Below are 12,731 nucleotides of genomic sequence, written 5' to 3' on the forward strand. Positions count from 1 at the left end.
TCACCATGAGTCTGGAAAGCATCAACCGAGCCCTGGTCTCGCACGATCTGGTGCAGGACCTGAAGTGGAACGCCGCCCTGCGCGAGGAGTTCGTCAAGGACGAGGCGGCCGTGCTCGACCGCTACGAACTGACCGGGGCCGAGCGCACCGCCATCGAGGAGCGGGACTTCCGCACCCTGTACGACCTGGGTTTCCACCCCTACCTCGGGGCGCAGTTCGCCCGGATCCTGTTCGCCAACAACAAGTCCGGTGCCACCAGCGCCGTCCAGCACCTGCTGGCCTCGATCCGGCGTGAACCGCTGCCGGGTCACGCCGAAGCGGGTGGCGCGTGACGCGGGAGACCACCCCGTCCACGGTCGGGGGAGGTCGTGTCCACGACCTCCCCGCCGGTCCCGACACCGTCCGGGTCGGGGTGATCGATCCCGCCGCGCCGCCGGTGCTCTCGGTCGACTCCGGCGACGAGGTCACGCTGTCGACCTGGGGCCACTGGGGCAACCGCGTCACCCCGGACACGGTCATGGCGGACTTCCCGGCGCTCCGGGCGGCCTTCCCCGACGCGCTCGGGCCGCATTCCCTCACCGGCCCCATCCGGGTGCGCGGGGCCCGTCCCGGCGACACCTTGGTGGTGGACGTGCTGGCGCTGACACCCGCGGCCCACGGGTTCAACCTGGTCGTGGCCGAGCCGCGGGGACGTGGCGTGCTGCGCGACCGGTTCCCTGCGGGGGCGATCCGCCACTTCGCCCTGGACCGCGACTCCATGACCACCACGCTCGGCGGGAAGGTGCGTGTGCCCCTCAAGCCGTTCCTGGGCATCATGGGCGTCGCCCCGGCCGAGGACGGCCCGCGCAGCACGGTGGAACCCGGCGCCTTCGGCGGCAACATGGACCTGTCCGCACTCGTCGTGGGCACCCGCCTGAAGCTGCCCGTCCTCCGGGACGGCGCCGGCTTCTACTGCGGTGACGGCCATGCGGTCCAGGGCGACGGCGAGGTGAACCAGACCGCCATCGAGACCGGCATGGACCATGTCCGGCTGCGGTTCACGGTGGAGCATGGCACGCCGCTGCGCACCCCGCGGGCCGAGACGGAGACCCACTTCATCTCCACGGGTTTCGGGGAGAAGTTGGAGGACGCCGCCCACGACGCGGTGGACGACCTCGTGAACTGGCTGACCGGGGAAGGGCTCGACCCGGACGAGGCGTACAGCCTCTGCTCCATCGCCGCGGATGTCCGCGTGACCCAGATGGTGAACAACGTCGTGGGCGTGCACGCCGTCATCGAGAAGCTCACCCGACGAGAGGAAGGCCGATGACCACCGTCGAGATCCCCGAGTACCGGACCGACGCCTTCTTCGGCCTCGAGGACACGTGGCTGCCCACCGCCGACGGTGAGCTCACCCACTGCCACGAGCTCGGCGAAGGCACCCCGATCCTCTTCCTGCACGGCTCGGGCACCGGTGTCACCGCGGCCGCCAACTGGTGGCTGAACCTGCCCCACCTCGCACAGCACGGCCGCTGCGTCGCCATCGACTCCATGGGCTACGGCCAGACCGTCGTGGCCCCGGGCACCGAATACGGAATCCGGGAGTGGGGGCGGCACGCGCTGCGCGTCCTCGACGCCCTGGGCATCGACAAGACCTGGATCGTCGGCAACTCCATCGGCGGCTGGGTCGCCCTGCAACTCGCCATCGACGCCCCGGAGCGGATCCTCGGCGTCGTCTCGATGGGCACAGGAGGCGCGAAGAAGACCGCGGCGCTGGCGGGCCACGCCAAGCCCGAACTCTCCCCGGCCGGTATTCGCCGCACGCTCGAACAGTTCGTCGTGGACAAGGAGTTGGTCACCGACGAGCTGGTCGACCTGCGCTATCGGGCGGCCCTGAACGACAGCGCGTCGAGCCGCCTGAAGGAGGTCGTGGCCGCCCGCGACCGCGACCGCGACGCGCTGCCGCTCGACCTCGGCGCACTCGGGGAACTGGACATCCCGCTGCTACTTGTCCACGGCATGCAGGACGTGGTCATCCCAGTCTCACGGACATGGGAACTCCTGCACACCGTCCCGCACGCCGACGCCCACCTCTTCAGCCAGTGCGGACACTGGTCCCAGGTGGAACGCGCCGAGGAGTTCAACGAGGTGGTGGGCCAGTACCTGCGCAGGCACGGGGGCAGCTCCTCGGTGCCGTCAGCGGCCTGAACCGCCCTGGCACCCGGCGCGGCGCCGTCCCGTTGCCCCCCCCCGTGCTCGGGGGCGAACCGGCCCCTCCGGTCAGTTTCGTGCCTCCAACAGCGCGGGGTCGGTCTCGCGGGCGACTGCGATCATTTCCTTGATCAGGAGCCGGGTGCTCGCGGACGGCGGCCGGTCGGCGACCGTGCTGATCCCGATCGCGCGCGGCAACGTGTCGAGCCCCAAGGGCAGCACGGCCAGCAGGGGGTCCCGTGCGCCGATCAGCATGGGCAGCGGCGCGACGGCGTCCGTCTCCAGCAGGACCGTTCTCAGCGTGAGGATCGTCGAGCACTCGATGATGTTCGCGGGCAGTGAGAGGCCCTGGCGGTCGAAGAGTTCGTCGATCTCCTCGCGCAGCTGGCTGTTGCGGCCCGGCAGGATCCACGGCAGGTCCATGAGGTCCTCGATGCCGCCGGTGGGTGTCCCGAGGCAGGGGTGCTCATGCCTGACGACGAGGCGCACCGGTTCGTCGTAGAGCCGCACATGCCGCAGCGCGGCACCCTGGCGGGACGGTTGAAGTCGGCCGACCAGCACGTCCACTTCGCCTCGGGAGAGTTGCAGGCCGAGTTCCTCGGGCATCGCCTCGACGACCGACACGGTGAGGTGCGGGTGGGCCTTCTTCAGCCGGATCAGGGTCTGCGGCAGCAGGGAGTAGGCACCGGCGAGGATGGTTCCGACCCGTACCGGCTCCGTGCCGAGACGCTGGAGTTCGTTGATGCGTCCGGCGGCGGCCTGCACATTGCCCACGACCGCACGGGCGTGCTCGATGAGGATGTCACCGTACTGGGTCGGGCGGACACCCCGTGGCCCCCTGGCGAAGAGTTCCACGCCGGCGATCGACTCGATCTCCTGGAGGCTCCGGGTCACGACCGGCTGGGTGACATGCATTGCCTTGGCGGCACCGACCAGCGTCCCCTCATCGGCCACGACGGTCAGGAGAACGAGGTGGCGCAGCTTCAGCCGGCCGTCCAGGAAGTGATCCACGTTCATTGAGTGACATCTCTCCGTCGCATGGTGTTGGTCTCCGGTATAGCCATACACGCATAACGGCGACCGGAGAAGCATTGGTCAGGGCCGGATCCCCTGCCAAATGATGAGGCCATGTCTTCGACACTCTCCGCAGAGAGCGCGCTGAGCGGCCTGAGGTCCGCTCTGGCCTCCGGCGGCGTCGAGGTGGTCGACCTGACCGCCCTCCTGTCGCCGTCGACGCCCGTGCTCGACCTCCCGCCCGACATGGCGCCGATCCCCCACTTCGAGCTGGAGGAACTCGCGCGGTACGACGAGCGGGGGCGCACGTCCTACCAGAACGGCATTCACACCGGTGAGCACGTGGGTACCCACTTCGACGCGCCGTGCCACTGGGTCACCGGCGCCGACAAGGGGGACGTGTCCCAGGTGCCGGTCCGGCGCCTGGCGGCTCCCGCCGTCGTGATCGACAAGACCGCCGAGTGCGCGGCCGACCCGGACTTCCTGCTGACACGTGAGCATGTCGAGGAGTGGCAGCAGTCCAACGGGCCGCTGCCCGAGGGTGGTTGGCTGCTCTACCGGACCGGCTGGTCCGCGCGCTCGCACGACCAGCGGCTGTTCCTCAACGCCGACGACGGCGGGCCGCACACCCCCGGCCTCACGGCCGACTGCGCCCGCTGGCTGGCCGAGGAGTCACCGATCGTCGGACTCGGCGTGGAGACGGTCGGGACCGACGCCGGGCAGGCGTTCACCTTCACCCCGCAATTCCCCGCGCACCACTACCTGTTGGGCGCGGGCAAGTACGGAGTCACCCAATTGCAGAACCTCGATCGGCTGCCCGTGACCGGAGCCGTCCTGATCGTCGCTCCGCTCCGCATCGCCGGAGGGTCCGGAAGCCCTGCGCGGGTGCTCGCGCTCATAGAGAACGGAGAAGGCCAGTGACCGTGCCCGTCCACGAGGCCATCGGCAAGCAGCTCACGGATCTCGGCATCCGTAGGGTCTTCGGAGTCGTCGGCAGCGGCAACTTCCACTTCACCGACGCGATGGTGCGCGGCGGCGCCCGGTTCGTCGCCGCACGTCACGAGGGCGGCGCGGCCACCATGGCCGACGCGTACGCCCGGATGTCCGACGAGGTCGCCGTGCTCTCCCTGCACCAGGGCTGCGGCTACACGAACGCCCTCACCGGCATCACCGAGGCCGCGAAGAGCCGGACGCCGCTGCTGGTGCTCACCGCCGAAGCCGCCGACCCCTCTTCGAACTTCGCGCTCGACCAGGCGGCTGTCGCGACCGGCATCGGCGCGGTCGCCCTGCGCGTCCGGTCGTCCAAGACCGCCCTGGACGATGTGGCGCGGGCCTACGCGATCTGTCGCCACCAGCGGCGCACGGTCGTCCTCAACGTTCCGATCGACGTACAGGACGAAATCCTGGAGGCACGGGCCCCGGCCCGGGAGTACCGCCCGGTCGCCGAACCGCGGCCCGACGACAGCGAGATCGCCGCCTTCGCCGAGCTGCTTCAACGCGCCGAGCGGCCGGTCTTCGTCGTCGGGCGCGGCGGCCGTTCCCCGGGCTCCAAGGAGGCCGTCCGCGAACTGGCCGCCGAGGCGGGCGCCCTGCTCGCCACCTCCGCCGTCTCCCGCGGGATGTTCCACGAGGACGACTGGAACATCGACGTCTCCGGCGGCTTCTCCTCGCCGCTGACGGCCGAACTCGTCGCGGGCGCCGACCTGTTGGTGGGGTTCGGCTGCGCCCTGAACATGTGGACCATGCGGCACGGCCGGCTCATCTCGCCGGACGCCACCGTCGTCCAGGTCGACATCGAACCGGGGTCCATCGGCGTACACCGTGACGTGGACCTCGGCCTGTGGGGCGGTGTCGCGAGTACGGCCCGGGCCACCGCCGCGTGGCTGCGGGCGAACTCACCCGGCGGGCGGACGGGTTACCGCACCGAGGACGTGGCCGAGCGGCTCAGGTCCGGCCCGAGCTGGAACCAGGTCGCGTTCGAGGACATGTCTGCGGACGGGCGGGTCGACCCGCGGAGCATGACCGCCGCGCTCAACGACCTCCTGCCCACCGAGCGGATCGTGTCGGTGGACTCGGGAAACTTCCTCGGCTACCCGAGCATGTACCTCGACGTGCCCGACGAGTACGGGTTCTGTTTCACCCAGGCGTTCCAGTCCGTCGGCCTGGGCCTGGCGACCGCGATCGGTGCCGCGCTCGCGCAGCCCGACCGGCTGCCCGTCGCCGGCGTCGGCGACGGCGGCTTCATGATGGGCCTGTCGGAGCTGGACACCGCCGTACGGCTCGGCCTGCCCCTGCTGATCGTCGTCTACAACGACGCCATGTACGGCGCCGAGGTGCACCACTTCGGGTCCGGCACCAGCGGTCTCGACACGGTCACCTTCCCCGACACGGACATCGCGGCGATCGCGCGGGGCCACGGATGCGAGGCACTGACCATCCGGCGGCCCGAGGACACGCACGCCGTGAAGGAGTGGCTGTCGGCCGGTCCCGTCCGTCCCCTGGTGCTGGACGCCAAGATCGCCTCGGACGGGGGTTCCTGGTGGCTTCAGGAGGCCTTCGGGCACTGAGGCGCCCCGGCGTGCATCCCCCCGACCGCCTCACGAAATGGAACAGCACACTTTGATGAGAAAGACGACGAGCGAGGTCTCCGTCATCGGCACGGGCGAGTCGCCCTACACGCGGCACCCGGCGCCCGGCACGACAACCGAGCAGGTGCTCGCCGACGCCGTACGCCGCGCACTCGCCGACGCGAACCTCCGGACCTGCGATGTCGACGGCTTCGGTGTCTCCAGCTTCACCCTCGATCCGGACCACGCCATCGACCTGGCCTGGCGGCTCGGCCTTCGGCTGCGCTGGCTGATGCAGGACACCAACGGCGGGGCGAGCGCGGGCACGATGCTCCAGCACGCCGTACGGGCCGTGGAGTCCGGTGACGCCTCCGTGGTGGTGCTCGCGGCCGGCGACCTGATGGACCGCGAAGTGCACCTCAAGATGGTGGCCGAGTACAACCGGGCCACCGCCGAGCATCTGGTTCCGCTGGACATGCTCGGCCCGAACGCCCTGTTCGCCCTGCTGACCCAGCGTCAGATGGCGGCCGAGGGACTCACCCGTACCGACTACGGGCGCCTCGCGGTGGCCCAGCGCGAATGGGCGTCCCTCAACCCCGGGGCCGTGTACCGGAAGCCGCTGACGCTCGACGAGTACCTGAACGCTCCGATGGTCGCGGAACCCCTCGGCCGGTACGACTGCGTGCCGCCGGTCACGGGCGCCGACGCCGTGGTGGTCGCCGCCGACGAACGGGCCGACGGCACCCGGCGGGCCAAGGTGCTCACCGTGTCGGCCCGTTACAACAGCGACGACCAGACGGGCGACGGCCTGGCCACCGGTCTGGCCGACTGCGCGTCCGAGCTGTGGGACACCGCGGGACTCGGCCCCGCTGACGTCGACGTGGTCGGCGTGTACGACGACTACCCGGCCATGGCGCTCGCCCAGCTCAAGGATCTCGGTCTGGTCGCCGGCGGGGAGATGCCGGCGTTCATCGCCGAGCGCATCGCCACCCGCAAGCTCGCCGTGAACACCTCCGGCGGACAGCTCTCGGCCGGCCAGCCGGGTTCCGCGGGAGGCATGCACGGACTCGTGGAGACCGTCCGGCAGTTGCGCGGCCAGGCCGGGCAGCGGCAGGTCGAGAACGCCAGGATCGGCCTGGTCAGCGGGTACGGGATGGTGCTCTACCGCTATGGCGCGTGTGCCAACGCCACCCTCCTGGAGGCCGCCGTATGAGTGTGACCGTGCAGAGCTGTCAGAAGTGCGGCGGCCAGTGGTTCCCCGCCCGGTTGATGTGTCCCCGCTGCGGCGGCGCCGATCTGGCGCCCGTCGGCGTCGAGCGCGGGGTGGTCGAGGAACTGACCCACCTCGGCGACGTGGTCATCGCGTCGGTCGCCTGCGACCCCGAACCGCTGCTCGTGGCCCGGCTGTTCGGCCCCGTCGAGGCCGGTGACGTCGTGGAACTCACCGATCGCCCCGACCCGTCGTCCGACCGTCCCGTCGCCTTCGTACCGTCGGGCGGCCGGCCCGGAAAGGAGCTGTCATGAGCGACGTCACCGACATCCCCGACCTCACCCACGCAAGCGTCCCCGGGCTGCTGCGATGGCGCGCGGAAGCCACCCCGGACAGCGTCCTGCTGCGCTGCGGGGACACCCGGAGGACCGCCGCCCAGATGCTCGAACGGGTCTCCGTCGCGGGGGGCCTGCTGCGCCAACATGGGGTGGAGCGGGGAGACCGGGTGGCGCTGATGGCGTCCAACCGGGTCGAGCTGCTGGACCTCATCCTCGGCTGCGCGTGGATCGGTGCCGTCGCCGTGCCGATCAACACCGCCGCGCGCGGTGAGCAGCTCCATCACATCCTGACCAACTCGCAGGCGGAGCTGCTGGTCCTGGAACAGCCCTTCCTCGCGCAGGTGGAGGCGCTGCCGAGCACCGCAGCGCTGCGCCAGATCTGGCTGCTCGACGAGCACGAGGTGACCACGGTGCTGCCGGTCCCCGTCGACGCGCTCCCGGACGACGGACCGGCCGTGGAGCCCGTGGCGGTGGGCCCCGGCCATCCCGCGGTGATCCTCTACACCTCGGGCACCACCGGGGTCTCCAAGGGAGTCGTCTGCCCGCACGCCCAGTTCTACTGGTGGGGCCGCAACGTCACGGCCCAGCTCGGCATCACCGCGGCCGACGTGCTGCACACCTGCCTGCCGCTGTTCCACACGAACGCGCTCAACGCCTTCAGCCAGGCGCTGGTCAGCGGTGCGCAGTACGTCATCGGTCCGCGCTTCTCGGCCTCCCGCTTCTGGTCGGACGTGACGGCCAGCGGGGCGACCTGCACCTATCTGCTGGGCGCCATGATCAGCATCCTGGCGGGCCGGCCGCCCGGCGAGCACGACCGGGCGCACAAGGTGACCGCGGCCCTGGCGCCGGCCACCCCGGCCGGGCTGCTCCGGGAGTTCGAGGAGCGGTTCGGTGTCGTCCTCATCGACGGCTACGGCTCGACCGAGACCAACGCGGTGATCTCCGCGAGCCGCACCGAGCAGCGGCCGGGATACGTCGGCCGTCTTCAGGAGGGCTTCTCCGCCCGGGTCGTCGACGAGAACGGCCTCGACGTCCCCGCCGGCACCCCGGGCGAACTGCTGCTGCGCAGCGAGCAGCCCTACGCCTTCGCCTCCGGCTACTACCGGATGCACGAGGCCACCGTCGCCGCGTGGCAGGACCTGTGGTTCCACTCCGGTGACCGGGTGGTGATCGAGGCGGACGGGTGGATCAGGTTCGTCGATCGCATCAAGGACGTGATCCGGCGGCGCGGCGAGAACATCTCCTCCGTCGAGGTCGAGAGCGTCCTCGCACAGCACCCCGGCGTCCGTGACGTCGCGGTGTACGCGGTGGACTCCGAACTCGGCGAGGACGAGGTGATGGCCGCCGTGGTCCCCGTCGAGGGACAGGAGATCGACTTCACCGAGCTGGTGTCCTTCTGCGAGCCCAGGCTCGCCTACTACGCGATTCCCCGCTTCGTGGCGCTGTGCCCGGAACTGCCGCTGACCGAGAACGGCAAGGTCCGCAAGGCCGTGCTGCGGGAGTGGGGAGCCGCCCGCGCCGACTGGGACCGGGAGGCCGCCGGTGCCGTGCCGCGGCGCGGCGGGCAGCCCACCCCGGCCCGCTCGTAAGGAGCTCGGACCTGACCGGGTTCCGGACTTCGTCGGTGGTTCCCGGTCGACACCGTGGGCGCTGACCGGACCCCGCCCCGGCACATCCCCTTTCCCGACCATCGGGACGTCGTCACGCACCGCTCGGCGTCCCGATGGCCACCGTCCTCCTCCAGAGGTGACGAGATGAGCCCCACCACCCCGCACAAACCGGCAGCCGGACCGCAGTCGATCCGCAAGGTCGCGATCGCCAGCCTGACCGGCACCGCACTCGAGTGGTACGACTTCTTCCTCTACGGAACCGCCTCGGCCCTGGTGCTCGGCACCCTCTTCTTCCCCGAGGCCAGCTCCCTCGCCGGCACCCTCGCATCCTTCGGCACCTTCGCCGTCGGCTTCGCGGCCCGCCCCCTGGGCGGCATCATCTTCGGTCACTTCGGGGACCGCCTCGGCCGCAAGCCGATGCTCGTGATCACCCTGCTCGTCATGGGCCTCACCACCTTCCTCATCGGCGCCCTGCCCACCTACGCACAGATCGGTGTGTGGGCGCCGATCCTGCTCACCCTGCTGCGCGTCCTTCAGGGCATCGCGGTCGGCGGCGAGTGGGGCGGCAGCGTCCTCATGATCACCGAGCACGCCCCCGCGGGACGACGCGGCTTCTACTCGGCCTGGAGCCAGGTCGGCATCAACCTCGGCTTCATCACCTCCGCCGGAGTCTTCGCCGCGGTCCAGACCCTGTCCGACGAGGCGTTCCTGTCCTGGGGCTGGCGCCTGCCCTTCCTCCTGGGGGCCGTCCCCGCGCTGGCCGGGCTCGTCATCCGGCTGAAGATCGAGGAGACGCCGGAGTTCCAGAGCGTCCAGCACAAGGGCGAGAAGCAGCGGCTGCCGATCCTGCATGCCCTGAAGACCCAGCCGCGCGCCATCCTGGTCACCGCCGGCGCCCGGATGGCGGAGAACGGCGCGTCGTACATCTTCCTGGTCTTCTCCCTCGCCTACGGCAAGCACATCGGAGTCGGCAACGGCCTGCTGCTGACCGGGATCATCGTCGCGAACATCGTGGAAGGCGCCTCGATGGTGGGATTCGGCGCCCTCTCCGACCGCATCGGCCGTCGCCCCGTCTACATGGCAGGAGCGGCCACCCTCATCGTCTTCGCCTTCCCCTTCTTCTGGCTCGTGGACACCGGCACCCCCGCGCTCGTGTGGCTCGCCTTCATCATCGCCATCGGCATCGGCCACGGGGCCATGATCGGCACCCAACCGAGCTTCTTCACCGAGCTGTTCGGCAAGTCCTCGCGCTACAGCGCCATTTCGCTCGGCCACGAGCTGGCCTCGGTGTTCGCGGGCGGCCTCTCACCGCTCATCGCGACCGCGCTCCTGGCGGCCACCGACTCCTCCTGGCCCATCTCCCTGTACCTCGTCGTCCTCGGCTGTATCACGCTCGTCTCGGTCTACTTCGCCCGCGAGACGGTGCGGCGCGACCCCGCAGCACCCGCTGCTGACCAGCGGCTTCAGCCCGCCGGAACACCCGACTAGCACCACGGGATGCGTACAGCGGCGAAGTCGAGCGAAGGGATGTGCCATGTGTGACTGCGGAGTTCGGGACGCCGGAGCAACGCGCCCCGACACCCACCGGGGCCCGGCCGTCGCCGGGCCCCGGTGGGGACGGCGGGACCTGCTGCGGGCCTCCGCGGTGGGCGGGGGCGGCGCCCTGCTGGGGCTCGCGGGCGCGGGGCAGGCTCTCGCCGCCCCCACCGAGGCGGCGACGCCGGCTTCGGACCCGTCGCGGACCAGGGGCCTGGAGGTGGTCCTCCTGGGCACGGCCGCGGGGCCGGTGAACGTGACCGAGCAGGCCGGGGCGTCGACGGCGGTCGTCGTCGACGGTGCGATCTACCTGGTGGACGCGGGGCTCGGGGCGACCCGGCAGTTCGCCGCGGCGGGCCTCGACCGCACGGCGCTGCGCCACATGTTCATCACCCACCTGCACTCCGACCACCTGATGTCGTACTACGACTTCATCCTCACCGGGACGGCCCATGCCCGGCAGCCGGTGGCGGTGTACGGGCCCGGGTCGGCGGGCCGACTCCCCGTCGAGGAGGACGGATCCACGCCCGGCACGGTCGCCCCCGACCACCCCACGCCGGGGATCAAGCGTCACACCGAGGCGTGCCACGCCGCCTTCGCCTACAGCAGCAACGTGTTCATGCGGGACACCGGCAACGCGGACCCGCGGGACATGACCGACGTGCACGAGATCCGCTTCCCGGACGTCGGCGCCTCGGCCCGCGGGAACACGGCACCGCCGATGCGCCCCTTCACCGTCATGGAGGACGACCGGCTCAAGGTGACCGCGGTGCTCGTCCCGCACGGGCCGGTCTTCCCCTCCTTCGCCTTCCGCTTCGACACCGACCACGGCTCGGTCACCTTCTCGGGCGACACCCGGCCCACCCCGAACCTGGTCGAACTGGCCCGGAACACCGACCTGTTGGTGCACGAGGCGATGAGCGACGCATCGATGGTCGGCAGCGAGATCCGCGCCCGGCACATGCGCACCTCGCACACCGCGGTCTCCGAGGTGGGGAGCGTCGCCGAGCGCAGCGGAGCGGCCCGGCTGGTGCTCTCCCACTACGGCGACACCTCCGGCGAGGGCGTCGACCCGGCCCGGTGGAGGAGCACCATCAAGAAGTCGTACGCCGGACCGACCACCATCGGCACGGATCTGATGCGGCTCACCGTCGGCTGACCGACTCGCGGCGAAGGACGTGCCCGTGCTCAGTCGGGCTGAGCCGTCCGCGGGTGCATCGAGTGGGCGATGGTGACGAGCGACTGCGTCATGGCCTCCGTGGCCGGGCTCAGCCGGCGTCCGGCCGTGCGGGTGATCCCCACCCGGGCGCCGACGAGGTCGAGCGAGATCGGCAGCGCGGTGAGCCGGGGATCGCTCGCACCGATGAGTTCCGGCAGCGCGGCCACCATGTCGGTCTCCACGAGGAGTTGACGGATGGTGAGGAACGCCGTCGCCTCGACGAGGTTGGCGGGCAGGGAGCAGTCGTTGCGGTGGAAGAACTCCTCGAGTTCCGTGCGCAGCGCCGTCTCCACCCCCGGCAGCACCCAGGGGTAGGCGATCAGCTCGTCGAGCGGGATGTGGGTGCGTTCGGCGAGCGGGTGTCCGCTGCGCGCGATCACGCGGATGGTCTCCGCGTGCAGCGTCTGCTGGATCGTCCCCTCCGGGGGAACCGTCGCCAGGCGGCCGATGATGAAGTCGACCTTGCCCGCGGCGAGGTCCTCGAGCAGTGCCTCCGGCGTCGCTTCGCGCACCACGATCCGCAGGGCAGGGCGGTCCTGCTTGAGATGGGCGATGGCCCGCGGCAGCAGCAGGTTCGAGCCCGCGAGGTGGGTGCCGATGACGACGCGGCCGCGGGTGGCGTCGGCGATCTCGGCGAGGTGCCGGCTCGCCTGGTTCATCTCGGCCAGAGCCGAGCGCGCGTACTGCGTGAAGGCGTCTCCGAACTCGGTGGGGTGGATCCCTCGCGGGCCGCGTTCGTAGAGGGTGACGCCCAGGATCCGTTCGAGGTCCTGGAGGCTGCGGGTGACCACGGGCTGGGTGACGTGCAGCGCGGCGGCGGCCCCGACCACGCTGCCCTGGGCGGAGAGCGCCTCGACGAGCAGGAGATGGCGGAACTTCAGTCGCCCATCCAGCATCCGCGGTATTTCCATGCCTAGCACGGTAGACCGCCTTTCGCGTAGGGGCATGGCCGAGCGGCTGTGAGCGTCACCATGGGCATACCTGCTGGCCGAGCACGCCCGACGGCCCGGTGACAGCCCCGCTCGGGGGCATGTCACCGGGCCGGTG

General features: G+C 70.9%; 12 protein-coding genes. 10 read left to right on the top strand and 2 right to left on the bottom strand.

Features of this window, described 5'->3' with window-relative positions; all coding sequences use genetic code 11:
* The first annotated feature begins 5 nt into the window (after window positions 1–5).
* The 3 genes from ACNYS0_RS06485 to ACNYS0_RS06495 are packed head-to-tail and all read left to right on the top strand — an operon-like array spanning window position 6 to window position 2,187.
* Window positions 6–332, top strand: a complete 327-nt coding sequence (locus ACNYS0_RS06485) for an extradiol ring-cleavage dioxygenase (RefSeq protein WP_422471703.1) — start codon at window positions 6–8, stop codon at window positions 330–332.
* The gene (locus ACNYS0_RS06490; RefSeq protein ID WP_422471704.1) at window positions 329–1,309 is read left to right on the top strand and encodes an acetamidase/formamidase family protein; all 981 of its coding nucleotides are present in this window, start codon (window positions 329–331) and stop codon (window positions 1,307–1,309) included. Before ACNYS0_RS06485 ends, ACNYS0_RS06490 begins: the two co-directional genes overlap by 4 nt.
* Window positions 1,306–2,187 (top strand): alpha/beta fold hydrolase, encoded by an 882-nt coding sequence (locus ACNYS0_RS06495; RefSeq protein ID WP_422471705.1) that lies wholly within the window; start codon window positions 1,306–1,308, stop codon window positions 2,185–2,187. Before ACNYS0_RS06490 ends, ACNYS0_RS06495 begins: the two co-directional genes overlap by 4 nt.
* A 72-nt stretch (window positions 2,188–2,259) precedes the next feature.
* Here ACNYS0_RS06495 and ACNYS0_RS06500 read toward each other — a convergent pair whose 3' ends face one another.
* On the bottom strand, window positions 2,260–3,207 hold the full coding sequence (locus ACNYS0_RS06500; protein ID WP_422471706.1) for a LysR substrate-binding domain-containing protein: 948 nt from the start codon (window positions 3,205–3,207) through the stop codon (window positions 2,260–2,262).
* Window positions 3,208–3,318: 111 nt separating this feature from the next.
* On the opposite strand from ACNYS0_RS06500, the gene ACNYS0_RS06505 reads away from it, so the two are divergent.
* The 7 genes from ACNYS0_RS06505 (at window position 3,319) to ACNYS0_RS06535 (ending at window position 11,624) form a co-directional block, all read left to right on the top strand.
* Entirely contained in the window at window positions 3,319–4,125 is an 807-nt protein-coding gene (locus ACNYS0_RS06505; RefSeq protein ID WP_422471707.1) for a cyclase family protein, read from the top strand.
* Window positions 4,122–5,771, top strand: a complete 1,650-nt coding sequence (locus ACNYS0_RS06510; RefSeq protein WP_422471708.1) for a thiamine pyrophosphate-binding protein — start codon at window positions 4,122–4,124, stop codon at window positions 5,769–5,771. Before ACNYS0_RS06505 ends, ACNYS0_RS06510 begins: the two co-directional genes overlap by 4 nt.
* 55 nt (window positions 5,772–5,826) lie before the next feature.
* Window positions 5,827–6,984, top strand: a complete 1,158-nt coding sequence (locus tag ACNYS0_RS06515) for a thiolase family protein (protein ID WP_422471709.1) — start codon at window positions 5,827–5,829, stop codon at window positions 6,982–6,984.
* The gene (locus ACNYS0_RS06520; RefSeq protein WP_422471710.1) at window positions 6,981–7,295 is read left to right on the top strand and encodes a zinc ribbon domain-containing protein; all 315 of its coding nucleotides are present in this window, start codon (window positions 6,981–6,983) and stop codon (window positions 7,293–7,295) included. Before ACNYS0_RS06515 ends, ACNYS0_RS06520 begins: the two co-directional genes overlap by 4 nt.
* The gene (locus ACNYS0_RS06525) at window positions 7,292–8,908 is read left to right on the top strand and encodes an ATP-dependent acyl-CoA ligase (protein ID WP_422471711.1); all 1,617 of its coding nucleotides are present in this window, start codon (window positions 7,292–7,294) and stop codon (window positions 8,906–8,908) included. Before ACNYS0_RS06520 ends, ACNYS0_RS06525 begins: the two co-directional genes overlap by 4 nt.
* A 165-nt stretch (window positions 8,909–9,073) precedes the next feature.
* Entirely contained in the window at window positions 9,074–10,417 is a 1,344-nt protein-coding gene (locus tag ACNYS0_RS06530) for an MFS transporter (protein ID WP_422471712.1), read from the top strand.
* 46 nt (window positions 10,418–10,463) lie between these two features.
* Window positions 10,464–11,624 carry an MBL fold metallo-hydrolase gene (locus ACNYS0_RS06535; protein ID WP_422471713.1) on the top strand — a complete coding sequence of 387 codons (1,161 nt, stop codon included), beginning with the start codon at window positions 10,464–10,466 and terminating at the stop codon, window positions 11,622–11,624.
* Between the two features lie 29 nt (window positions 11,625–11,653).
* Here the strand turns inward: ACNYS0_RS06535 and ACNYS0_RS06540 are convergent, their stop codons facing one another.
* Window positions 11,654–12,595: a LysR substrate-binding domain-containing protein gene (locus ACNYS0_RS06540; RefSeq protein ID WP_422471714.1), complete on the bottom strand. Its 942-nt coding sequence runs from the start codon at window positions 12,593–12,595 to the stop codon at window positions 11,654–11,656.
* Window positions 12,596–12,731 lie beyond the last annotated feature (136 nt).

Source organism: Streptomyces anthophorae (assembly GCF_049310305.1).
Classification (GTDB): domain Bacteria; phylum Actinomycetota; class Actinomycetes; order Streptomycetales; family Streptomycetaceae; genus Streptomyces.

Coding starts and splice junctions, on each gene's coding strand:
- ACNYS0_RS06535 (WP_422471713.1), top strand. CDS start 10,464: ATGTGTGACTGCGGAGTTCGGGACGCCGGAGCAACGCGCCCCGACACC.
- ACNYS0_RS06505 (WP_422471707.1), top strand. CDS start 3,319: ATGTCTTCGACACTCTCCGCAGAGAGCGCGCTGAGCGGCCTGAGGTCC.
- ACNYS0_RS06485 (WP_422471703.1), top strand. CDS start 6: ATGAGTCTGGAAAGCATCAACCGAGCCCTGGTCTCGCACGATCTGGTG.
- ACNYS0_RS06515 (WP_422471709.1), top strand. CDS start 5,827: ATGAGAAAGACGACGAGCGAGGTCTCCGTCATCGGCACGGGCGAGTCG.
- ACNYS0_RS06500 (WP_422471706.1), bottom strand. CDS start 3,207: ATGAACGTGGATCACTTCCTGGACGGCCGGCTGAAGCTGCGCCACCTC.
- ACNYS0_RS06525 (WP_422471711.1), top strand. CDS start 7,292: ATGAGCGACGTCACCGACATCCCCGACCTCACCCACGCAAGCGTCCCC.
- ACNYS0_RS06530 (WP_422471712.1), top strand. CDS start 9,074: ATGAGCCCCACCACCCCGCACAAACCGGCAGCCGGACCGCAGTCGATC.
- ACNYS0_RS06495 (WP_422471705.1), top strand. CDS start 1,306: ATGACCACCGTCGAGATCCCCGAGTACCGGACCGACGCCTTCTTCGGC.
- ACNYS0_RS06520 (WP_422471710.1), top strand. CDS start 6,981: ATGAGTGTGACCGTGCAGAGCTGTCAGAAGTGCGGCGGCCAGTGGTTC.
- ACNYS0_RS06540 (WP_422471714.1), bottom strand. CDS start 12,595: ATGGAAATACCGCGGATGCTGGATGGGCGACTGAAGTTCCGCCATCTC.